General features: G+C 73.0%; 19 protein-coding genes. 11 read left to right on the forward strand and 8 right to left on the reverse strand.

From position 1 onward, the window contains the following. Positions 1-145: 145 nt before the first annotated feature. Complete coding sequence (locus tag IF09_RS0130405; protein ID WP_030301155.1) at positions 146-1,639, forward strand: SDR family NAD(P)-dependent oxidoreductase; 1,494 nt, start codon at positions 146-148, stop codon at positions 1,637-1,639. A gap of 52 nt (positions 1,640-1,691) precedes the next feature. On the opposite strand, the gene IF09_RS0130410 is transcribed toward IF09_RS0130405, so the two are convergent. After that, on the reverse strand, positions 1,692-2,219 hold the full coding sequence (locus IF09_RS0130410) for an HD domain-containing protein (RefSeq protein ID WP_030301157.1): 528 nt from the start codon (positions 2,217-2,219) through the stop codon (positions 1,692-1,694). Between the two features lie 343 nt (positions 2,220-2,562). Between IF09_RS0130410 and IF09_RS46450 the strand changes: the two genes are divergently transcribed. Beyond that, positions 2,563-2,739, forward strand: a complete 177-nt coding sequence (locus tag IF09_RS46450; RefSeq protein ID WP_199920502.1) for a hypothetical protein — start codon at positions 2,563-2,565, stop codon at positions 2,737-2,739. A gap of 183 nt (positions 2,740-2,922) precedes the next feature. Next, a complete protein-coding gene (locus IF09_RS0130420) occupies positions 2,923-3,906 on the forward strand; it encodes an NAD-dependent epimerase/dehydratase family protein (protein ID WP_030301159.1) in 984 nt (327 codons plus the stop codon). On the opposite strand, the gene IF09_RS0130425 is transcribed toward IF09_RS0130420, so the two are convergent. From IF09_RS0130425 to IF09_RS0130435, 3 genes are read right to left on the reverse strand one after another with little or no spacing between them, the layout of a single operon-like run. Beyond that, positions 3,892-5,331: a lipase maturation factor family protein gene (locus tag IF09_RS0130425; RefSeq protein ID WP_030301161.1), complete on the reverse strand. Its 1,440-nt coding sequence runs from the start codon at positions 5,329-5,331 to the stop codon at positions 3,892-3,894. The two genes, IF09_RS0130420 and IF09_RS0130425, sit on opposite strands and share 15 nt — an antisense overlap. 20 nt (positions 5,332-5,351) lie before the next feature. Next, entirely contained in the window at positions 5,352-5,885 is a 534-nt protein-coding gene (locus IF09_RS0130430) for a DUF1990 family protein (protein ID WP_030301163.1), read from the reverse strand. Continuing rightward, positions 5,882-6,748: a YndJ family protein gene (locus IF09_RS0130435; RefSeq protein ID WP_030301165.1), complete on the reverse strand. Its 867-nt coding sequence runs from the start codon at positions 6,746-6,748 to the stop codon at positions 5,882-5,884. The genes IF09_RS0130430 and IF09_RS0130435 overlap by 4 nt, the downstream gene beginning before the upstream one ends. Positions 6,749-6,932: 184 nt before the next feature. Between IF09_RS0130435 and IF09_RS42085 the strand changes: the two genes are divergently transcribed. The 5 genes from IF09_RS42085 to IF09_RS0130460 all read left to right on the forward strand — a co-directional run bounded on the left by IF09_RS42085 (position 6,933) and on the right by IF09_RS0130460 (position 13,050). After that, entirely contained in the window at positions 6,933-8,321 is a 1,389-nt protein-coding gene (locus IF09_RS42085; RefSeq protein ID WP_158710087.1) for a DUF6777 domain-containing protein, read from the forward strand. A 7-nt stretch (positions 8,322-8,328) separates the two neighbouring features. Continuing rightward, complete coding sequence (locus IF09_RS0130445; protein ID WP_030301169.1) at positions 8,329-10,392, forward strand: SpoIIE family protein phosphatase; 2,064 nt, start codon at positions 8,329-8,331, stop codon at positions 10,390-10,392. 73 nt (positions 10,393-10,465) lie between these two features. After that, the gene (locus IF09_RS0130450) at positions 10,466-11,716 is read left to right on the forward strand and encodes a hypothetical protein (RefSeq protein WP_030301171.1); all 1,251 of its coding nucleotides are present in this window, start codon (positions 10,466-10,468) and stop codon (positions 11,714-11,716) included. A gap of 32 nt (positions 11,717-11,748) precedes the next feature. Continuing rightward, complete coding sequence (locus IF09_RS0130455) at positions 11,749-12,609, forward strand: Fpg/Nei family DNA glycosylase (protein WP_030301173.1); 861 nt, start codon at positions 11,749-11,751, stop codon at positions 12,607-12,609. Positions 12,610-12,636: 27 nt separating this feature from the next. Beyond that, positions 12,637-13,050 (forward strand): hypothetical protein, encoded by a 414-nt coding sequence (locus IF09_RS0130460; RefSeq protein ID WP_030301175.1) that lies wholly within the window; start codon positions 12,637-12,639, stop codon positions 13,048-13,050. Between the two features lie 21 nt (positions 13,051-13,071). On the opposite strand, the gene IF09_RS0130465 is transcribed toward IF09_RS0130460, so the two are convergent. Both IF09_RS0130465 and IF09_RS0130470 read right to left on the reverse strand, forming a co-directional pair. Next, positions 13,072-13,536 (reverse strand): hypothetical protein, encoded by a 465-nt coding sequence (locus tag IF09_RS0130465; RefSeq protein WP_051833153.1) that lies wholly within the window; start codon positions 13,534-13,536, stop codon positions 13,072-13,074. A 225-nt stretch (positions 13,537-13,761) separates the two neighbouring features. After that, positions 13,762-14,301, reverse strand: a complete 540-nt coding sequence (locus tag IF09_RS0130470; protein WP_030301179.1) for a sigma-70 family RNA polymerase sigma factor — start codon at positions 14,299-14,301, stop codon at positions 13,762-13,764. A gap of 263 nt (positions 14,302-14,564) precedes the next feature. On the opposite strand from IF09_RS0130470, the gene IF09_RS0130475 reads away from it, so the two are divergent. Next, positions 14,565-15,773 carry a CapA family protein gene (locus IF09_RS0130475; protein WP_030301181.1) on the forward strand — a complete coding sequence of 403 codons (1,209 nt, stop codon included), beginning with the start codon at positions 14,565-14,567 and terminating at the stop codon, positions 15,771-15,773. A gap of 37 nt (positions 15,774-15,810) precedes the next feature. Here IF09_RS0130475 and IF09_RS0130480 read toward each other — a convergent pair whose 3' ends face one another. Beyond that, complete coding sequence (locus IF09_RS0130480; RefSeq protein WP_030301183.1) at positions 15,811-16,272, reverse strand: universal stress protein; 462 nt, start codon at positions 16,270-16,272, stop codon at positions 15,811-15,813. A gap of 67 nt (positions 16,273-16,339) precedes the next feature. Here IF09_RS0130480 and lysX point away from each other — a divergent pair, with 67 nt between their 5' ends. Then, positions 16,340-19,636, forward strand: coding sequence for a bifunctional lysylphosphatidylglycerol synthetase/lysine--tRNA ligase LysX (lysX, locus tag IF09_RS0130485; protein ID WP_030301186.1), 3,297 nt, complete (start codon positions 16,340-16,342; stop codon positions 19,634-19,636). A 103-nt stretch (positions 19,637-19,739) separates the two neighbouring features. Then, positions 19,740-20,639 carry a polysaccharide deacetylase family protein gene (locus IF09_RS0130490; RefSeq protein WP_234321198.1) on the forward strand — a complete coding sequence of 300 codons (900 nt, stop codon included), beginning with the start codon at positions 19,740-19,742 and terminating at the stop codon, positions 20,637-20,639. Between the two features lie 60 nt (positions 20,640-20,699). On the opposite strand, the gene IF09_RS0130495 is transcribed toward IF09_RS0130490, so the two are convergent. Next, entirely contained in the window at positions 20,700-21,398 is a 699-nt protein-coding gene (locus IF09_RS0130495; protein ID WP_030301190.1) for a class F sortase, read from the reverse strand. Between the last annotated feature and the right edge of the window lie 350 nt (positions 21,399-21,748).

Genomic DNA, 21,748 nt, shown 5'->3' on the forward strand with positions numbered 1-21,748 from the left:
CCTGCCCAAGGTGACGGCCCCGTCGCGGTGCGTGAGACGCGGGAGAACGGGTTTGGTCCCGGGCGCGTCGGATCCGTACAGTGGCGGTTTTGGGGACTTCCGCAGCAGGCGGTTGCGGACGAGTGATCAAGGAACGGCAACGGCCATGACGGTGACCGAAGACAACCACGTGACCGGGGACGACCACGGCTACGGGCCGGGCATCGACCCGGACCGCATGGCCGTCTGCCTCAGCGTGCTCGACGAGCTCGACCAGCTCGACGTCGACCACCCGGACGCCATCACCGTACGCCGTGCCACCGCGGGCATCTACCGCACGGTCAAGCAGCGCCGCCGCCAGGAGCGCCGCGCCGCCAAGACCGCCAACGACAAGGCCGTCACCGAGGCCACCGCGACGGGCTCCGCCGAGCGCATCGACGACGAGACCGAGGGCATCCTGCCCTCCTCGGTCACGGAGGCCGGCCGGATCGCCGGGATACTCCAGCGCCCGCGCTCCTGCTACGTCTGCAAGACGCGCTACGTCGAGGTCGACTACTTCTACCACCAGCTCTGCCAGGAGTGCGCCACCGAGAACCGCGTGAAAAGAGAGGCCCGCGCCGACCTCACCGGCAAGCGCGCGCTGCTCACCGGCGGCCGGGCCAAGATCGGCATGTACATCGCGCTGCGGCTGCTGCGCGACGGCGCCCACACGACGATCACCACCCGCTTCCCCAAGGACGCCATCCGCCGCTTCAAGGCGATGGACGACTCGGCGGACTGGATGCACCGCCTGGAGGTCGTCGGACTGGATCTGCGTGACCCGGGCCAGGCCGTGGCGCTCGCCGACCAGGTGGCCGAGGCCGGCCCGCTCGACATCCTGATCAACAACGCGACGCAGACCGTCCGCCGCCTGCCCAGCGCGTACGCCGCGCTGGTCGAGGGGGAGAGCGCCCCGCTGCCGGCCGGCGAGCTCCCCGCCCACCACGTCATCGGCGCGTTCAACTCCGGTGCGGTCGACGGCTTGGCGGCGCTGCCCGTCGGCGTGAGCGGGCTCGACGCGCAGAAGGTCGCCGACCTCGCCCTGGTCGCGGGCAACGCGAGCATCGAACGGCACCTCGACGGCACCGCCATCGACGCGGGCGGCCTGCTGCCCGACGTGGTCGAGACCAACACCTGGGTGCAGACCATCGACCAGATCTCCCCGGTGGAGCTGCTCGAGACCCAGCTGTGCAATTACACGTCGCCGTTCATCCTGATCAGCGCGCTCCGGCCGTCGATGGCCGAGGCCGCCCGCAAGGCGTCCAGCGGGCGGGCGTACGTGGTCAACGTGTCGGCCATGGAGGGGGTGTTCAGCCGCGGTTACAAGGGCGCGGGGCACCCGAACACCAATGCCGCCAAGGCCGCGATGAACATGGTGACGCGGACCAGCGGCCAGGAGATGTTCGAGACCGACCGCATCCTCATGACCTCGGTCGACACCGGCTGGATCACCGACGAGCGCCCGCACTTCGACAAGCTGCGCCTGGCCGAGGAGGGCTTCCACGCCCCGCTCGACCTGGTCGACGGTGCGGCCCGGGTCTACGACCCCGTCGTCCGCGGCGAGTCCGGCGAGGACCTGTACGGAGTCTTCCTCAAGGACTACGCGCCGGCCAACTGGTAGGCCGGCCGTCCCGTGCCCCGGTCCCTCTCGAGGGGGCCGGGGCACGGTCGTTTCACGGCGTGCGCTCGTACGCCCCGGCCGCCACCAGTTCGAGTACCGGACGCCAGTCCTCCATCGCGCCCGCGTCGAGCCCGACGACCTTGCCCGCGTCATCCGCTTGGCGCAACGTCACGGCAGCCTCCGCATCGGGGTCGGCCGCGAAGGCCCGGACCTCCGCGCCGTCCATCAGCCCGCCCTGCGCGCGCAGCGTCAGCGCGCTCTGCGGGGACAGTGCCCGGCCGGGCTCCACGGCCGCCAGGTAGCGTTTGGCCGGGACGTGCAGCCGCACCAGCCGGGCCACCCGTTCCCCGAGCAGCGGACGGATCGCCTCCGCCGCATGGTCGGCGTGGCCCGCGTCGTCTCCGGGGAAGAGCAGATGACCGAGGTCGTGGACGAGTCCGGCGACCTGGAGCTCCTTGTCGAACGGATGCGAGCGGCGCAGCAGTGCAGCAGTCTGGAGCCCATGATCGTGCAGATCGACCGGGTCTCCGCTGCGGCCGGGCGTGTCCCACGCCCCTCGGCACGCGAGCAGCAGCTCCATCAGCTCCTCGACGCTGTCGACCCTCGGCACCTCCGGCACTCCGGACCTCGCCACCGCCGCTCCTTCCGCCGCCCTCACTCCGGTCCTGCTACTCGGGTCGAGCAGACCACCCGTCACGGGCCCACCGGCGTACGACTTCCTGAACTCGCGGAGAAATCAAGCCGTCGAGTGGATTTTGCCAGTCTATTGAGCAGGGACGCGCTCATATGTGTACTCTGAGTGGCACAAGACGGCCGCATCCAGGCCACGCTCCACCAAGGCGCCACCGCGTCCGGAAACCCTTTATCCCTTGTGCCCGGCGCGCGGCTCGCCCTCCGGGTTACGCGACACAAAGGAGTGCGCGGTGACAGACACGACGACGAAGCCCGACGAGACGCTGGGAGAGCGCCCCGCAGGACGGGTCCGCCCCCACACCGACGAGCTCGGCAGCCTCGAAGTCTGGGCCCGGTCCGCCCCCATCCGGCTCGCGGGCTACGAGGACGACCTGGCGGAGTCCCACATCCTGCGCGGCATCGACTAGTCCCACGACGTCCGTTCCCCAGGACGTCACACAGCGCCCCCGAGCCGACCCGCGACGGGGGCGCGGTGCTGAGCCCGATCGTCCGAAGCCCTGGACGGGTTCCCGTCGGCCGTACGCCGTGAGCGTCATCGCTGTGGGCGATCAAGACTTCCGGCCGGTCCCCGCCCCCGGCACGCTGGCCGCATGAAGCTACTGATGCTGGGCGGCACCGAATTCGTCGGACGCGCGATCACCGAGGACGCCCTGGCCCGGGGCTGGGAGGTCACCGTCTTCCACCGCGGCCACCACGCGCCCCCGCCGGGCACCTCCGCCCTGCACGGCGACCGCACCGCGCCCGGCGGTCTGGACGCCCTCGCCACGGGCGAGTGGGACCTCGTCGCCGACACCTGGGGCGGCGCCCCCACCGCCGTGCGCGACAGCGCCCGGCTGCTGAGCGGCCGGGCCGCGGGGTACGCGTACGTCTCCAGCCGCTCGGTGTACAAGTACCCGGCCCCGGCGGGCCTGGCGGAGGACGGCCCGCTGGTCGACGGCTCGGCCGACGCCGACGGCACCGCCTACGCCGAGGACAAGCGGGGCGGTGAGATCGCCGCCGCCGACGCCTTCGGTGACCGGGCCCTGCTAGTGCGCGCCGGCCTGATCATCGGCCCGTACGAGAACGTCGGCCGGCTGCCCTGGTGGTTGAACCGGACCGCCCGCGGCGGCCCCACCCTGGCCCCCGGCCGGCCGGAACTCCCGCTCCAGTACATCGACGTACGCGACCTCGCCGCCTGGACGCTGGACGCCGCGGAGGCCGGGCTCGGCGGCCCGTACAACGCGGTCTCCCCGCCCGGGCACGCCACGATGGGCAGCCTGCTCGAAGCCTGCTCGGCCGTCACCGGCGGCGGCGCCGAGCTCCGCTGGACCGACCCCGCCCGGATCGAGTCGGCCGGTGTGCAGCCCTGGACCGAACTGCCGATCTGGCTCCTCGAGGGCGAGCCGCACCACCACATGTACGGCGGCGACGTCACCAAGGCGCAGGCGGCGGGCCTGAAGTGCCGCCCGGTGGAGGAGACCGTGGCCGACACCTGGGCCTGGCTCCGTTCCCTCGGCGGCGCCGCACCCCAACGCCCCGACCGCCCGGCCCCCGGCATCGACCCCGAACGCGAGGCGGCGCTACTCGGGCTCTGACCAGGACGCTTCGGTGAGGCGGGTCGGCGGGAGGTATTCGCGCAGCAGTCTGCGGTGCCACCAGGCGCCCGTCTCGCGCAGCTCCCGCCAGGTGGTGAACCGGTAGCGGTACAGCCTGGCCCGCACGTACACCGGCGGGGCGTCCGGGAAGGGGTTGTGGCGGATCAGCCGCAGCGTGTCCCGGTCGCCCGCCAGCAGCCGTTCGACGAACGGCCCGAACCAGTCCCGCGCATAGCCGGGGGAGAGCGCCGCGAACCACATCAGCCAGTCCAGCCGCAGATGGTACGGGGCGAACTGGCGCGGCATCCGGCGCAGATCACCCGGTTTGCCCCTGAACCCGTACTCCCGCCACGCGCCGTCCTCCCGCGGGACCCGGTCCGCGGTGCCCTCGACCACCACCTCGTCGCGGATCCGGCCGACCGAGCCGAAGGCACCGTACGTGTTGACCAGGTGCAGGGGGTCGAAGGACCGGTTCATCACCTGGCGCCGCGAGACCATGTTGAGCACCGGATGCCGGCTCAGCACCAGCACCAGCACGGTCACCGCACACACCAGGACCGCGTACCAGACGGGCGCCGGGCGTGACGCGTCGGCCGGCGGCGGCCCCGTGAGCCCCGTGAAGTCGACCGCCGGCAGGGCCGCCGTGATGGTGATCCAGTTCAGCCAGGCGAAGTTGCCCGACAGCACCAGCCACAGCTGCGTCGCCACGATGATCCCGGCGGCGTACGAGGCCACCGGCTGCGGAGTGAACAGCAGCACCGGGACCACCAGTTGGGTCACGTGGTTGGCTGCGCACTCCACCCGGTGCAGCGGCTTCGGCAGGTGGTGGAAGAACCAGCTCAGCGGCCCCGGCATCGGCTGCGTCTCGTGGTGGTAGTAGAGGCAGGTCAGCTTGCGCCAGCACGAGTCCCCGCGCATCTTGATCAGCCCCGCGCCGAACTCCACCCGGAACACCACCCAGCGCAGCAGCCACAGCACCAGAACCGGGGGCCCGACCTGCGCATTGCCGAGGAAGACCGCGAGGAAGCCCACCTCCAGGAGCAGTGACTCCCAGCCGAAGGAGTACCAGGTCTGCCCCACGTTCACGATCGACAGGTACAGCAGCCACAGCAGCGCCCACATCCCCATGGCCGCGCCCAGCGGAACGGCGTCCCCCGCCCCCGCGGCCAGGGCCGCGGCCACCGCGGCCCCCGCCCAGGCGCAGCAGGCGAAGAGCCGGTCCGAGTAGCGCAGTTGGAACAGGCTCGGGGCGTGTTTGAACGGCACGTACCGCACGTAGCGCGGCACGGGCAGCATGCCGTGCGCCCCGATCAGTGCCCGGAACTGCAGGGCGGCCGCGACGAAGGCGAAGAGGTAGACGCCGGCGAGGGCCCGCTGGAAGACCAGCCGGCCGAGCCAGTAGCCGGGCGCCGTGAACCAGTCCATCCCCTCCAGTATCGGGCGGATCAGCCCGCGGCGGCCACCCTGCGCACGGTTCGGCCCAGCCGGCGGGCGTAGCACAGCTGGAGGAAGGGGATCACCGGGTCCGCGAGCCGGGTGTACCAGACGGCGGGCCGGCTGAAGGCGGTGACCTCGAACCACACCGTGCCGTCCGGGTCCCGGTGCACCATGAAGGACTCCTCCCCGCACTCCGGGTGGCCGGCGAGCGTCCCGTACGCGAAACCGGCCCGGTGGGGTTCGTAGGCGGTCCAGATCACCTCGCACGGGGCGTCGATCCGCAGCGGCCCGAAGCCGATCCCGACCACCACCCGGCTCCCGGGCTGCACGGCGCCGTGGCCGGCCCGGACCAGCAGGCCCGAGGCCCGGTGGGCTGCGAAGGTGGTGACGGCGGTCCCGGCGGCCTCGAAGACGGCCTGCCCGTGGCCGATCCGGGTGCGGTGGTGCAGGTGGTGGTATCCGGCGGGCAGCGGGCGCCGCCGCGTCGCACCTCGGTCGGGGTAGTTGACGGTGTCACGGCCGGCGCTGATGAGGCGGGTCATGGCGTGATCTCCATTCGGTCGATGGTCAGCCGGCGCCAGGCCAGCACCGAGCACAGGGCGAAACCGAGCGCATTGCCGAGGCCGTGGGTGGCGGCCATCCAGGTCAGGGTGGGGTGCGTGATCCCGGTCGCCTCGCCGAGCGCCCACCACAGGGCGAGCAGCATCGTGGCCACCAGGACCGCGGCCGAGGTCGCGAGCAGCGCCCCGGTGGTGCGGTTCCCGGCGGCGGGCCGGATCTCCCGCCAGGTCAGCAGCGCCACCACCCACATCCCGCCGGTCAGCACGACCGCGCCCGCCAGCTCCGCCCAGTCGTCGACGAAGTAGCCGAGGAGGACGAGCAGGGTCCCGGCGGGGACGCTGTACGCCGCCCAGCGAGACAGTGCCGTGCCGTGCGCGGGCGTGCCGGCCCGGCACACCAGCCCGGCGACCAGGGCGGCCGTGAACCCGGCGAAGTGGAAGTGCGGCACGGTCAGCGCCAGGATGTCCAGGCCGAAGCCGAACAGCCGGTACCCGGCCCGCTCGGCGACGAGGGCGGTCCCGGCGACCGAGGGCGAGACCAGCGCGGTGAACACGGCGATCTCGGCCGGCGCGGGCGTGCGCGTTCCGGTGGCCGGCATCCGCAGGGCCCGCACCAGCCGGGCCGGGGCCCGGGTGGCGAGCGCCAGGGCGGCCGCGGCGTACAGAGCGGCGAGCACCGTCGCGGCGGCGCCGCGCGGCAGCCAGAGGCACAGGGCCCCGGGGGCGGCGAGCAGCGGCCAGATCCGCGCGATCCCGCGCAGCCCGGCCGGGTCGATCAGGCGGAGGCCGGCGGGGACGACGTAGAGCATGCCGAACGTGACGATCAGATGTACCAGTACCGTCACCGTGGACTCCCCTCCGGACGCAGCCCGAACGCTTTGAACGCGTTCAACTCACGGGCGTGACCCTACGAGGTTATTTGAACTTGTTCAAGACCTCGCCCTGCTTCCGTCCCGGCGCTCCGGTTGCGGCCCTCCCGTAGATGCGGCAGACAAGAGGGAGCAACCGGGGCGAAAAGGGAGATTTAAAGTGCACGTACGGACACCCCGTCAGGCGCCGCGTCGTCATACACCGGCCCGCGCAGCCCTCTTCACCCTCCTCGGTCTGCTCGCCGCGGCCTGCGGCAGCACCGAGGAGCCCAAGAGCGCGCCCGGACCCGAGAGCCAAGAGGTGCTGCTCCAGCCCGTGGCCACGGCCGGGCCCGACCCCTTCACCACCTCATCCGCCACCCGCGAGTCCGCCCCCGCGCAGCCCCCGCTGCCCAATCCGACCGGCCAGGGCATCCGGACCGTCAACGCGGCCACCCCCGGCCTGTACGGCGGCACCCAGCGGCTGGGCAGCTGCGACGTGGAGCAGCAGCTGCGCACCCTCACCGAGGACGACACCAAGGCAAAGGCCTTCGCCGAGGCCGCCTCCATCGAGACGTCGAAGATCCCCGAGTTCCTGCGCGGCCTCACCCCGGTCGTGCTCCGCGCCGACACCCGGCTCACGAGCCACGCCTTCCGCGACGGCCGCGCGGCCGGCTTCCAGTCCGTCCTGCAGGCAGGCACCGCCGTCCTCGTCGACGACCACGGCATGCCGCGCGTCCGGTGCGCCTGCGGCAATCCGCTGCTCGCGCCGCGCGCCCCCAAGGGCTCCCCGGTGGTCAAGGGAGACCAGTGGAGCGGCTACCAGACCCAGCAGGTCATCGTCATCGAACCGACCCCGAACCCGGTCAAGAGCCTGGTCATCGCCAACATCGCCGACAACACCTGGCTCGAGCGCAAGACCGGCGACAACGGCGCCCAGGACCGCACCCCGCAGGTCGTGCCCGCGTACAACCCGGCGGACGGCATCCCCGTGGGCCCCGTGTCGCCCGGCGCCGCCTCGCCGGAGCCGTGTGCGCCGCCCGAGACGGACACCGGCGCGAACGCGGGCACAAACGGCCTGGCCCGGACCGCCCCGCCCGCCCCGCCGAAGCCGCCGGCCGGTCCCGCCGGCGTCCCGGCCCCCCAGGCCACGGACTGCGTACCGCAGGGCGAGCAGGCCGGGCCGGACCGGCCTGACGCGGGCACGCAGCCGGCCCCGCAGCGACAGCAGCCCGCGCAGCCGCCGGCGCGTCCGCGGTCCGACGCCCCCGGGAACCAGCCGGGCGACGCCCCCGGGAACCAGCCGGGCGACGCCCCCGGGAACCAGCCGGGCGATGCTCCCGGGAACCAGCCGGGCGACGTCCCCCCGGACGCCCTCTCGGACGTCCCCTCCGACCTGCCCCCGCAGGGCCCGGGCGACCCGGGGATCCCGCCGGACTCCGGCGGCCCGATGCAGCCGCCGAACGCCCCGTACGACACCGACGACCCGTTCGCCCCGCACGACCCTTTCGGCGCCCCGGACCTGCGGAAGCCGCTCGCGGACGCCGCCCGCACGCTGGAGAGCGCCTGACCGGCCCGTGTGTCATGGTGGATCGGTGCCGACCACCGTATCGCTGCCGGACGACTGGCCCGCACACCCGGACCGGTCGCTCTCGCTGAACCGCATGGGCAGTTTCGACTGGGACCTGGACACCGGTCTCCTGCACATGGACGCAGCGGCCCTCGACGTCTACGACATGACGCCCGAGGAATACGACGGACGGCCCGAATCCCTCGCCCCGCGCGTCCCGCACAGCGAGGCGACCCGGCTCGACGCCCTCGTCTCCAGCGCACTCAAGAGCGCCGAGGACAACTACGGCGCCTACTTCCGGATCCGCTGCCATGACGGCCGGCTGCGCTGGACGCACACCCAGGGCCGGGTCATGCGCGGCCCCGACGGCCGCCCGTTCCGGATCATCGGCATCGTCCGCGACGCCACCGAGGAGCTCAGCCACTCGGCGGAACGCCTCGGCCTCGACGAGGAACGGCGCCGCCAGACCTCGGTCGTCGAGAGCACCACCGCCGCGCTCGCCCACGCCCGGACGGTGCAGGACGTCATCGACGTCATCGGCGACGCCCACGGCCTGGAGCGGCTCGGCTCCATGGGCATGGTCATGGGCCTGGTCGAGGCCGGGCGGATCCACCTCGTGGCCGAGGGACCGCAGGACAGTTTCGTACCCGGCACCCGGTACACCCGGATCGACGAGCAGTACCCGATGAGCGAGGTCGTCCGCTCGCTGCAACCGCGGTTCCTCGACTCCGCGAAGGAGTTCGCCGAGGGCTATCCCGAGTTGTGGTCGAAGATCTCTTCCATGGAGATCTCGGCGGCCGCCTACCTGCCGCTGATCGCCCAGGCCCGCCCCATCGGCGCGATCGGACTGCTCTACCAGGACAAGGACGGCTTCACCCAGGAAGAGCGGAACCTGCTGGTCGCACTGGGCAGCAGCATCGCGCAGAGCCTCCAGCGGGCGATGCTGCTGGAACAGGAGCACGACCTGGCGGAAGGCCTCCAGCAGGCGATGCTCCCGCGCCGTATCCCCTCCGTGCCGGGCGGGGAGATCGCCGTACGGTACCGCTCCGCCCGGATGGGCCAGGACATCGGCGGCGACTGGTACGACGTCGTCCCGCTGCCGGGAGGCCGGGTCGGGGCGGTCATCGGCGACGTCCAGGGCCACGACACGCACGCGGCGGCGGTCATGGGCCAACTGCGGATCGTGCTGCGCGCGTACGCAGCAGAAGGCCACTCGCCGGGCACCGTCATGGCCCGGGCCTCGGTCTTCCTGCACGAACTCGACACCGACCGCTTCGCGACCTGCACGTACGTGGAGGCCGACCTCACCACGGGCGTGCTGCAGCTGGTCCGGGCCGGGCACATCGACCCGCTGCTGCGCACCCGGGACGGGGACTGCCGGCGGCTGCCGGTGGAGGGCGGGATGCCGCTGGGCCTCTCGGCGGAGTTCGGCCGCCTGGAGTACCCGGTGACCACCCTGGAACTGGACCCGGGGGAAACGCTCCTGCTCTGCACGGACGGCCTGGTGGAACATCCCGGCGCCGACCTGGACGACGGGATCCGGCTGCTGACCGCGCTCGTCCGGAGCGGACCGGCGGACCTGCCACGGCTGGCGGACCGGCTGTGCGGGGTGATCGACGAGCGGGGCGGCGACGACGACATGGCGCTGCTCCTGCTGCGCCGCCAGGCGGAGGAGGCCCCAGGGGGCGGCGGCCGCCTGCAGCAGCACGTGGCCCCGGGAGACCCGGAAGCCCTGGTCGCGGCCCGCCACATGATCGGCGCGGCGGTCCGTTCGTGGGGCGCGCGGGAACGGTCCGACGAGATCGAACTCGTCGCGGACGAGCTCATCGTGAACGCCCTGATGCACACGGACGGCCCGGCGATCGTGACCCTCCGGGTCCTGCCGGGCGCGCAGCGCAGGCTCCGCGTCGAGGTCGAGGACCGCTCCAGTGCCCTGCCGCGCCGCCGCGAGGCAGGCGAATCGGGCGTCTCGGGCCGCGGCCTGATGCTGGTGGACCGCCTGGCGGACGTCTGGGGCGTGGAACCCCGGGGCAGCGGCAAATGCATCTGGTGCGAGTTCATCATGTCCTGACCCGCGTCGCGAGTTTCCCGGCCGGCACAAAATGCGTTGCTGCGGCGCGCGGCGATGCCGGACGATCATCGTGATGACCCAGATGACTGATGACGTCCGCCGGCTGATCAAGGCCGGAGATCTTCCCGGGGCCGCACGGAGCCTGCGACCGCACGCGGAGACCGCGCCCCTCGCCGACCTCGCGAAGGCGACGGGATACCTGGCCGAAGCAGCCGGGTTCGACGATCTCGCCAAGGCCGCGAAGGCCGCCGCCAAGAAACCCCGGAGCCCCCAGGCGCTCTACGACTTCGGCTACGGCTGCGTCGAGCGCGGGATCCCCTTCCTCGCCGTGGCCCCGCTGCGCCAGGCGCTCGGCCTGGTACCCGATTCCCGGCAGCTGCTCCAGGAGCTGGTCTCCGCCCTCGAGGGCGAGCAGCGGCACGGCGAGGCCGCCGCGTTGCTCGCGGGGCGCGGGCCCGGGCTGGCGCCCTGGCCCGAGGGGTACCTGCTGGTCCACAACGCCCTCTTCGCGGGCGACCTCGACACCGCGCGCCGGGCGGCCGCCGGCCTGCCGGACCCCGAGGACCCCATGTGGCTCGGCGCCCGGGCCCGCCAGCGGCGGATCCTCTCCCGGGCCGCCCTCGCCGAGGCGGCCGGCGGCCTCGGCGGTCAGGACCTGCGCGGCTGGCACTTCGCCCTGACCGGCGGCCTCCTGGCCACCCTCTCCCCGTACGGCTTCGACGCCGGCATGACCGGCCGCTACGCCTACCTCGGCGACGACGCCGCCCTCTGCCGTCGCGGCATCGACCGGCTCGGGCTCGTCCTGGACGCGGCCGGCCGTCGTCCCGCCAGCGTGTCGGTCCTGCCCGGCCGGGCCTGCACGGTCATCGGGCTGGCGGCCGCCGAGCTGCTCGGGCTGCCCGCCGTACCGTACGACCCGGCGCGCCCGGACACCCTCGTCGTCGCGTACGACCTGAACGCCCACGACCCCGAGCTGCTGTTCAGCCTGCACGAGCGCACGGACGGCAACGTGCTGTACGAGCACGCCACCTGCTGGACCGACCCGCCGGCGGTGACCGCCGACGTCAGCGGCGTGCTGGCCCAGCACACCGTGGCACCCTGGGCGGAGAACGGGCAGCGGCCCGCCGACACCCGGCCCGTGGAGGAGATCGCCCGCGACATCGTCACCGCAGACCCGGCCCCGGACGGGGGCGACGGGCAGACCCCCGCCGACCCCGACGAGGCGCTGCGCGGCTTCACCGCCGCCGTCGCCGCGGGATGGCTCGACGGGCCGCGCGACCGCGTCCGCTCCTGCGGTCCGGTACGCAGCTCCCGCTTCGGGTAGCCGCGGCGGGGCTCGCGCGGCAGGCTGGGGGCATGCCCGAGTTGCCCGAGGTCGAGGCCCTGCGGGAGTTCCTCGACGAACACCTCGCCGGGCGGGTGGTGGAGCGCGTCCTCCCGCTCGCCGTCAGCGTGCTCAAGACGTACGACCCCCCGCTGAGCGCCCTCGAAGGGCAGCCGGCCGGGGCCACCGCCCGGCACGGCAAGTTCCTGGCGATCCGGATCGGCGAGCTCCACCTCGTCACCCACCTGGCCCGGGCCGGCTGGCTCCGCTGGCAGGACACGCTGCCCGAGCGGCCCCCGCGCCCCGGCAAGGGGCCGCTCGCGCTGCGCGTCGTCCTGGAGGGCGGCGGCGGCTTCGACCTCACCGAGGCGGGCACCCAGAAGCGCCTCGCGGTGTACGTCGTGCGCGACCCCCAGGAGGTCCCCGGCGTCGCCCGCCTCGGCCCGGACCCGCTCGCCGGGGGCTTCGACCGGGACGCGTTCGCCGCGCTCCTCGCCGGGGAGCGGCGGCAGATCAAGGGCGTCCTGCGCGATCAGGGCGTCATCGCGGGCATCGGGAACGCCTACAGCGACGAGATCCTGCACGCGGCCAGGGTCTCGCCCTTCAAGCTGGCCGCCTCCTTCGACGAGGAGCAGGTCACCCACCTGTACGAGGCCGTCCGGCGGACCTTGCGCGAGGCCGTCGACCGCGCGCACGGCGTGGCCGCCGGCAACCTCAAGGCCGAGAAGAAGAGCGGACTGCGGGTGCACGGCCGGGACGGGGAGCCGTGCCCGGTGTGCGGGGACACCGTCCGCTCGGTCTCGTTCGCCGACTCCTCGCTCCAGTACTGCCCGACCTGCCAGACCGGCGGCAAGCCGCTCGCCGACCGGAGGCTGTCCCGTCTCCTGAAATGACGCCCCCCCTGCGTAGACTCCGGCTCCATGGCCGAGCCGCAGCACCAGCAGCCGCCCTCGCCCCGGCGGGAGATCGTCACGGGCGTGCCCCGGGGCACCCGCCGCCGCCCGCCCGCGCACACCCCGGCCCGTTCGGAGATCTCCGAGCAGACCACCCTCGGCGCCACCTACGTACGGGCCCTGATGCGCAGCCAGCTCCGGGCCGGGCTCGGCGCCCTGGGCGCCCTCGCCCTGCTCGTCGGGACGCTGCCGGTGCTGTTCGCGCTGCCGCGCTCCGCGTCGGGGCCGCTGGTCTGGGTGGCGCTCGGCCTGGTGGTGTACCCGGTGATGTGGCTGATCGCCCGGTGGTACGTCACCCGGGCCGAGCGCAACGAGGCCGATTTCACCGGCCTGGTGATGGATCCGGCCGAGGCGCCGGGCTCGCATCAACGGCCCGGCTGAGTCCGGCCCCCGCAGCCCGCGTCAGAACAGGTGCATCGCCAAGTGGCCCAGCGGCAGCCCGAGCTGCCACGCCGGGGTCCACACCCGCGCGTTCTCGTCCAGGCCCGGCGGGGTCTCGGCGTGGCCGTGCCGGCCCGGGTCGAGGTTGGTGGCGAACAGTTCGGTGCGGTCCAGCCAGCGCCAGGCCGCCCGGGCCAGTTCGAGGTCCGGGTCCTCACCGCGGCCGTGTTCCCGCGCGTCCTCGCCCAGCGCGAGGAACCGGGTGTGCACCCAGTCGCGCCAGGGGTGCCCGTACGCCGTCAGCGACAGCCATTCGTCGAGCTGCGAGACCACCCGGATCCCGGAGAGCTCGCCGGCCGCGTCGGAGAGGTAGATCGTCAGCGCGAGCGTGTCCCGCCCGGCGCGGAACTCCAGGGTACTGGCCGGGATCAGCCGGCCCGTGCGCAGCAGTTCGTCGGCGATGTACTCCGCGTAGAGCCACGCCATGGGCACCGCGAGCCCGCCGTCACTGGTGCCGTTCGTACCCTCGGGCTGCACCGTTCCACCTTCTCCCGCGCATCGAGCTTCCCGTCGTCAGCCATGAGCCTTCACCGAGCGACGCGCGGAACGGGGGATGTTTACCCAACTTGAACGCTCTGAGGCCGATTTCGATGTGCTTTGTGTCCGATCCGCGTGCATTCGGTTCGTTCACTGCGTGGTTCCCCCCGGTGCTCAGGCGCCGAGACCGTACCCGTATCCCTGGAGCCCCTTCTTCAGGGCGCGCAGTGCGTAGTACGTACGGGATTTGACCGTTCCTGCCGGAATCCCGAGTTCTGCCGCCGCCTCGGCCACCGAGCGGTCCTGGAAGTAGACCTGCATCAGCACCTCGCGGTGCTCCGGCCCGAGCGAGCCCACCGCCCGCCGGACATCGATCGCCGTGACCGAGCCGGCCACCGCGTCCTCGGGCGCGGGCGCCTGCTCCAGCCCCTCCGGGTCCACCTCCTGAGGCCGGGACAGCCGTGCCCGCCGGGCGTCGATCGCCAGGCGCCGGGCCACGGTGAACAGCCACGGCCGCATGGATTCGTGGTGGCTCTCCAGCACCTCCGGGTGCTGCCACGCCCGGACCAGGGTCTCCTGCACGAGGTCCTCGGCGCGCTGGGAGTCCCCGGCCGTGAGGCCGAGCAGGAAACCGAACAGGGCCCGCCCGTGGTCGCGCTGGAGTTCGGCCAGCGCCTCGGGATCCGTGCGCAGGAGGGTGGGGGAGAGGGGCACGGGTGGCTCCTTCCTGGGTCCGTTCGGGTCCGACGGACCCACCCTCACCTGCACGGAGCGCCCCGGGAACCGTCCTGTCCCGGCGTTGCGCCCAAGCACCCCGGTCGTCCGGTGGGCGGCCGCGCCCGGCGGTGAACGGTCGAACGGCGCGGCGAACGGCCGCCCGGGCGGGGGCGGGCGCCCGGAGCCGTTCCCCGACTGGTGACGTCCACCTCCATGGATTACAGATGGTCAGATAGTCCTACTAATGAGAGCTGGCCTAGATGACCAAGCACGCCCGACAGGCCCTCGCACTCCTGTCGGCTGTCCTCCTGGCGGCGGCCGCCGCGGGATGCTCCGCCGGGAAGGAGCCCGCGCCGGCCCGCCTCGGCAACTCCCGCGCCCCGGCGCCGTCCAGCGACTCAGGGTCCAACACGGCCCCGGACGGCGCCGCGAAGGGCTTCACCCTGGTCGCGACCGGTGACGTGCTGCCGCACGACTCCGTCATCAAGCGGGCGGCAGCCGACGCGGACGGCGACGGCCACGACTTCAGGCCGATGTTCTCCCTGGTCAAGCCGGTGGTCTCGACCGCCGACCTGGCCATCTGCCACATGGAGACCGTGTACGGGGAGGACGGCGGGCCGTTCACCGGCTACCCCGCCTTCCAGTCCCCGCCCGAGGTGGCCGACGGGCTCAAGGACGCCGGGTACGACGGCTGTTCCACGGCCTCGAACCACACCCTGGACGCCGGGGCCGACGGTCTGAAGCGCACCCTCGACAAGTTCGACAAGGCCGGGCTGAAGCACGCTGGTTCGGCCCGTACGGCGACCGAGGCGGCCACGCCGACCCTGTACACGGCGGGCTCCGCGAAGGTCGCGCACCTGGCGTACACGTACGACACGAACGGCTACCCGCTGCCGGAGGACCGGCCCTGGGCCGTCAACCTGATGGAGAAGGACAAGATCATCGCGGATGCGCGGGCCGCCCGGAAGGCGGGCGCGGACGTGGTCCTGGTGAGCGTGCACTGGGGCACGGAGTGGCAGACCGAGCCGGACGAGAAGCAGCTCGCACTCGGCAAGGCGCTGACGGCGTCGCAGACCGGCGCCCGCCCCGACATCGACATGATCCTGGGCACCCACGCGCACATCCCGCAGGCCTACGAGAAGGTCAACGGGACGTGGATCATCTACGGCATGGGCGACCAGGTCGCCGGCGAGATGTTCAACTACTCGGGCGCGCGGGACATGCGCGGCAACTACGGTTCGATCGGCCGCTTCACCTTCGCCCCGCCGGCCGCCGCGGGCGGGCGCTGGCAGGTCACCAAGGCGGAGTTCATCCCGCAGATGATGGACCTGTCCGCCGGCAAGGTCGTCAACCTGCCCGCCGCCCTGGCGCTGTCCCCGGACGGGGATTACGCGGAGGCGCAGGACGCCGTCAGCGAGGCCGTCCTCAGCCGCGGCGCGGCCAAGGACGGCCTGACGATGGCCAAGTAGCCCGCCGCTGCCCCTGGCTCCTCCCGCCGCCGTCCCGTCACGGGACCACCGTGACGGGCCAGCGGCCGGCCTTGACCAAGCGGACCGCAACCGAACCGACGAAGCGGTGCCCGGCCTGCTCGGAGGCGCCGACCACCACCGCGTCCGCCGTCAGCTCCTCCGCCGCGCTCACCAGGCCCGCATACGGGTCGCCGCGGAAGGTGTGGAACTGCCAGCGCACCTCGTAGATGCCCTTGAGCCGCTCCGCCGCGTCCCGGATCTCGGCCACCAGCCCCTCCGCGATCTCCCCGGTGGTGTCGGCCACCGGCGCGCCCAGCGAGGCCCCGGCCGGCATCACGGGCTGGACGTACACGAGCGCCAGCAGCGCGTTCTGCCGCCGGGCCAGCCCCGCCGCGTACGCGGCCGCCCGCAGCGAGGACTCCGACCCGTCCACCCCGGCGAGGATCACCTTGGGGCCGTCCGTACCGCGTTCGAATCCCGCGTTCACGTGCTCCGTCACCTTTCCGAGCTTAGGGGGTACCCGGCTCGCCGCGCGGAGCGGCGTCGGCCTCCCTACAGTGCGAACCATGAGTGCCACCGTGGAGGAGACCCGGGGCACCCGGAACCGCTTCCTGAACCGGGTGCCCGACGCATTCGCCGCGTTCTTCGGAGCGCTCGGACTGCTGTGCGCCGTACTGGCGCTCTCCCCGACGCTGCGGCACCTCCTGCGGCACATCGTGCGCTTCCTCGACGAGATCGTGGTGCCCGTCAGCGCCAACCTGGCCTACGCCGTCTTCCTCTTCCTGCTCGCCGCCGCCCTCGGCACCCGCAAGAAGGTCGCCTGGTGGATCGTCGTCACCTATCTGGCCCTGCTCGTCCTGGTCGACCTCCTGATCATCGCCGACGACTACTACTGGATCGGCGGCCCCTCGATGGCCATCGCCGTCGCCGCCCTCGGGGTCCTGGTCGCCGCCCGCAAGGAGTTCTACGCCGCCTCCCGGCCCGGCGCGTTCTGGCGGGCCCTGCTCGTCCTGGGCCTCGGCCTGCTCACCGCCGTGCTCCTCGGCTGGGGCCTGGTCGCCCTGTTCCCCGGCACCCTGCCCAAGGAGCAGTGGCTGGACTGGGCCGCCCGGCAGGTCTTCGGCGGCCTCGTCTCGCCCCGCCAGTTCGACGGCCACCCGCCCCGCCCCCTCTACTTCTTCCTCGGCCTCTTCGGCGCCCTCGCCCTGCTGAACGCCGCCACGACCCTCTTCCGCTCCCAGCGGCTGACCGCCGCCCTGCACGGGGACGAGGAGCCCCGCATCCGCGCCCTGCTCGGCGCCTACGGCCGCGGCGACTCCCTCGGCTACTTCGCCACCCGCCGCGACAAGGCCGTCGTCTTCGCCCCCAACGGCCGGGCCGGCGTCACCTACCGCGTCGAGGCCGGAGTCTGCCTCGCCAGCGGCGACCCGGTCGGCGACCCCGCCGCCTGGACCCCCGCCGTCGACGCCTGGCTCACCGTCGCCCGCCGCCACGGCTGGCAGCCCGCCGTGATGGGCGCCTCCGAGGAGGGGGCCACGGCGTACGCCCGCTCCGGGCTGAGCGCCCTCCAGCTCGGCGACGAGGCGATCCTCCACGTCGCCCACTTCGACCTCGACGGCCGCGACATGCGCGTCACCCGCCAGGCCGTCAACCGCGTCAAGCGCACCGGAGCCACCACCGTCATCCGCCGCCACTCCGCCCTCAGCGAGGAGGAGATGCAGCGGATCATCGAGCGGGCCGACACCTGGCGCGACACCGAGACCGAGCGCGGGTTCTCCATGGCCCTGGACCGGCTCGGCGACCCCGCCGACGGGGACTGCCTGCTCGTCGAGGCCTTCGACGCCCAGGGCGGCCTGATCGCCCTGCTGTCCTTCGTCCCCTGGGGCAAGGACGGCATCTCCCTCGACCTGATGCGCCGCGACCGCACCGCCCCCAACGGCGTCATGGAGTTCATGGTCGCCGAGCTGTGCGCCGCCGCGCCCGGCCTCGGCGTGCGCCGGATCTCCCTCAACTTCGCCGTCTTCCGCTCCGCCTTCGAGGAGGGCGGCCGGATCGGCGCCGGCCCCGTCCTCAAGCTGTGGCGCAAACTGCTGCTGTTCTTCTCCCGCTGGTGGCAGCTGGAGGCCCTGTACCGCTCGAACGTCAAGTACGGGCCCGAGTGGTACCCGCGGTTCCTCTGCTACCAGGACGCCGGCTCGCTGGCCCGGGTCAGCCTCGCCTCCGGCATCGCCGAGGGCTTCGTCTCCGTACCCAGCCTGCGCAAACTCTGGGGCAACGCGCACACCAGGGGGCTCACCGCGCCCGCCTCCACCGAGGGGCTGCCCCCGCTCGACGCCCTCGGCCTGGACCTCGTGGGGCAGGAGGCCGCAGGCGCCGCGCGGCTGCCCGACCAGGTCCGGGTCCGGCACGACAAGATGGAGCGGATCCGGGCGGCCGGCACCGACCCGTACCCGGTCGGCATCCGCGAGCGCACCCACACCGTGGCCGATCTGCTGGCCGCCCACCCGGACCACCCGCCCGGAGCCCGCTCCGGGGAGCAGGCCACGCTCGCCGGCCGCGTGATGCTCGTACGCGACCTCGGCGGCGTGGTCTTCGCCGTCCTGCGCGACTGGTCCGGGGACATACAGCTGATGTTCACCCGCGACGAGGGCGGCGCCGGCGTACTGGACTCCTTCACCTCCCAGGTCGACTTCGGCGACCACGTGGTGGCGAGCGGCGAGATCGGCGCCAGCCGCAGCGGCGAGCCCTCCCTCGTGGTCTCCTCCTGGCAGCTCACCGGCAAATGCCTGCGCCCGCTGCCCGACAAGCGCAAGGGCCTCGCCGACCCCGAGGCCCGCGTCCGGCGCCGCTACCTCGACCTCGTCGCGAGCCCCGAGGCGCGGGACGTCGTACGGGCCCGCTCCTCGGCCGTCCAGGCACTGCGCCAGGGGCTGCTGGACCGCGGCTACCTCGAGGTCGAGACCCCGATGCTCCAGCAGATCCACGGCGGGGCCAACGCCCGGCCCTTCCGGACCCACATCAACGCCTACGACCTCGACCTGTACCTGCGCATCGCACCCGAGCTGTACCTGAAGCGGCTGTGCGTCGGCGGCCTGGAGAAGGTCTTCGAGATGGGCCGCACCTTCCGCAACGAGGGCGTCTCATACAAGCACAACCCCGAGTTCACGATGCTGGAGGCCTACCAGGCCTTCGCCGACTACGACGTGATGCTCGACCTCACGCGCGAGCTGATCCAGGGCGCCGCGACCGCCGCCTTCGGCTCGCCGATCGCCCACAAGGCCGGCCCGGACGGACAGCTCGTCGTCCACGACATCTCCGGGATCTGGCCGGTCAAGACGATGTACGGGGCGATCAGCGAGGCGCTCGGCGAGGAGGTCGACGCCGACACCGAAGAACCCGTGCTGCGCCGGTTCTGCGACCGGGCCGGCGTACCGCACGCGCGTGAGGACACCCGCGGCGACGTGGTGCTGGAGATGTACGAGCGGCTGGTGGAGGAGAAGACCAAGCTGCCGACCTTCTACAAGGACTTCCCCACCGACGTCTCCCCCCTCACCCGGCAGCACCGCAAGGACCCGCGCCTCGCCGAGCGCTGGGACCTGGTGGCGTTCGGGACGGAACTGGGCACCGCGTACTCCGAGCTCACCGACCCGGTGGAGCAGCGGCGCCGGCTCACCGCCCAGTCGCTGCTCGCGGCGGGCGGCGACCCGGAGGCGATGGAACTCGACAACGACTTCCTGGACGCCCTGGAGTACGCCATGCCGCCGACCGGTGGTCTGGGCATCGGCGTCGACCGGCTGGTCATGTTCCTCACGGGCCTGACGATCCGCGAGACGCTGCCGTTCCCCCTGGTGAGGCGCGGCTGATCGGGTGAGGGGAAGTCCGCGCGTTCGCGCCTCTCGACATCTGCCGGGATGTCGTTGATACGTAGTAATAATGAAAAATGACGAGCTGACAGTAGGGCGACGCATGCTCCTGCGTACCGCCGTCTTCCTCGGAGTCGCCGCCGCCTCCGGACTCCTCACCGGCGGCGAGACCGGAGCACCCGGACAGAACACGGCGGGCGGCGACCCGGGCGCAGGCCTCGGAGCCGGCCCCGTCGGCGGCCCGGCCGTCGGACAGCCGGGACCCGGCGGAGCCGCCGGACCGGGCGGAGTCCGCGCCCTGCAGCCCCAGGCGCCCGGGCAGGCCGCGTACCGGCTGAGCCCCATGACCTCCGAGACCCCACTGCGCCCGCCCGCCGCGAAGCCCGCCGTACGGACCCGGCCCATCCTGGAACTGCCCCCCGACGCGAGCACGGCCGGCGCCATGGTGCTCACCTTCGACGACGGGCCCGACCCCCGCTACACCCCCGCCATCCTGGACACCCTCTCCCGGTACGGCGTCCGCGCCATGTTCTTCGTCTGCGGGGAGATGGCCACCGACAACCGGGACCTGCTGCGCCGGATGAGCGCCGAGGGCCACGTCATCGGCAACCACACCTGGACCCATCCGCTCATCCCCACGCTCAGCCGGCCCGACCTCGCCTCCGAGATCGCCCGCACCAGCGAGGTCGTACAACAGGCGGTGGGGGAGGCGCCCCTGTGGTTCCGGGCGCCGTACGGGGCGTGGAACCGGGCCGCGTTCGAGATCGGGGCCGAGCTCGGCATGGAACCGCTCGCCTGGACCGTGGACACGCTGGACTGGAAGGAGCCGGGCACCACGACGATCGTCTCGCGCGTCCTCAAGGGCGCGGCGCCCGGCGTGATCGTGCTGAACCACGACGCGGGCGGCGACCGCTCGCAGAGTGTCCAGGCGGTGAGCACCTACCTGCCCCAACTCCTCGCCCGGGGCTACCGGATGACGCTGCCGGCGCTGCCGCCCCGCTGAGGGCGCCTCTCCCCGGCGGTCCGGGCCCCGGGCCGTCCGGCGGGGCGGTGCGCAAGCCCCTCAGCGCGTCGCCACCATCCGGGCGAAGACGACGACGTTGCCGTCGTAGCCCCGCGCCTTGGAGTAGCCGCCGCCGCAGGTGATCACCCGGAGCTCCGCGTGCCCGGTGTCCCCGTACACCCGGGCCCCGGGGAAGGTCTCCTTCGAGAACACCTCCACCCCGTACACCTCGAACACCGCCGTGCGTCCGTCGTACCGCTCCACCTCGATGTGGTTGCCCTTGTGCAGCGAACCCAGGCCGTAGAAGACCGCCGGGCCGCGTGCGTTGTCGACGTGGCCCACGATCACCGCCGAGCCGCGCTGGCCCGGCGAGATGCCGTTCAGGTACCAGCCGGCCAGATTCGGGTCCTGCGGCGGCGGGGCCTCGATCCAGCCCTGCCGGTCCAGCCCGACCGTCATCGTCGGCGCGTCCACCCGGATGTCGGGGATCCGGATGCGCTGGACCGACGAGTGCTCGAGCGGCTCCACCTCCACCGGCGGCGCGGGCTGGTGCTGCATGGGCTGCTCGCCCTGCCCCGGCGGATACGCCGGCAGCTGCTCGGCAGGCACCCCGACCGCGGCGGCGGCCGTCGGCTGCGGCGGCCCGTCGCCGACCTCCGCCCCGTTGCGCATCATGGCGAGGCCGCTGAGCATGACCAGTGCGAGCACGCCCCAGGGGGATCGTCTTCTCGGTGGCTGCTCGCTCTCGTCCTCGGTCATGGCTCTCCCTTCCCGACGCGGGGGTCCCGACCCGCGTTCTTGTCCCACCCCTGTACGCCCTTCTCCAGGCACGCTAAGGCTGCCTGCGCAAGACGGCGATCGGTGAAGGGCGAACGGGTGGCGGGGCCGGAAGGGGTGCGCCCATCCAGGTATTCGTCACATAAATGCCTGACGGGTCGTGACCTGCGGCTCCGTCAGCCGGGCCGCGCGCGCCTCGGCGTGTCGCTCAACCTTGCGGCCCAAAGCCGGAAATGCGCTGGTTGCGAGCCGCCCCGAGGGTTCGTCGTGGGAGGCGTTCTCGTCGATCTTCCCGGGCGACCGCTCCGGGGCGCTTCCCGCTGGAGGTTCCA

Origin of the sequence: Streptomyces katrae (assembly GCF_000717655.1) — a bacterium.
GTDB lineage: Bacteria > Actinomycetota > Actinomycetes > Streptomycetales > Streptomycetaceae > Streptomyces > Streptomyces katrae_B.

Bases quoted from the DNA above. Each gene is read 5' to 3' on its own strand.
- IF09_RS0130495 (WP_030301190.1), bottom strand. From the start codon at position 21,398: ATGACCGAGGACGAGAGCGAGCAGCCACCGAGAAGACGATCCCCCTGG.
- IF09_RS0130490 (WP_234321198.1), top strand. From the start codon at position 19,740: ATGCTCCTGCGTACCGCCGTCTTCCTCGGAGTCGCCGCCGCCTCCGGA.
- IF09_RS0130425 (WP_030301161.1), bottom strand. From the start codon at position 5,331: ATGGACTGGTTCACGGCGCCCGGCTACTGGCTCGGCCGGCTGGTCTTC.
- IF09_RS0130450 (WP_030301171.1), top strand. From the start codon at position 10,466: ATGACCCAGATGACTGATGACGTCCGCCGGCTGATCAAGGCCGGAGAT.
- lysX (WP_030301186.1), top strand. From the start codon at position 16,340: ATGAGTGCCACCGTGGAGGAGACCCGGGGCACCCGGAACCGCTTCCTG.
- IF09_RS0130420 (WP_030301159.1), top strand. From the start codon at position 2,923: ATGAAGCTACTGATGCTGGGCGGCACCGAATTCGTCGGACGCGCGATC.
- IF09_RS0130465 (WP_051833153.1), bottom strand. From the start codon at position 13,536: ATGGCGTGGCTCTACGCGGAGTACATCGCCGACGAACTGCTGCGCACG.
- IF09_RS0130410 (WP_030301157.1), bottom strand. From the start codon at position 2,219: ATGGAGCTGCTGCTCGCGTGCCGAGGGGCGTGGGACACGCCCGGCCGC.
- IF09_RS0130455 (WP_030301173.1), top strand. From the start codon at position 11,749: ATGCCCGAGTTGCCCGAGGTCGAGGCCCTGCGGGAGTTCCTCGACGAA.
- IF09_RS0130430 (WP_030301163.1), bottom strand. From the start codon at position 5,885: ATGACCCGCCTCATCAGCGCCGGCCGTGACACCGTCAACTACCCCGAC.
- IF09_RS0130405 (WP_030301155.1), top strand. From the start codon at position 146: ATGACGGTGACCGAAGACAACCACGTGACCGGGGACGACCACGGCTAC.
- IF09_RS0130475 (WP_030301181.1), top strand. From the start codon at position 14,565: ATGACCAAGCACGCCCGACAGGCCCTCGCACTCCTGTCGGCTGTCCTC.
- IF09_RS0130460 (WP_030301175.1), top strand. From the start codon at position 12,637: ATGGCCGAGCCGCAGCACCAGCAGCCGCCCTCGCCCCGGCGGGAGATC.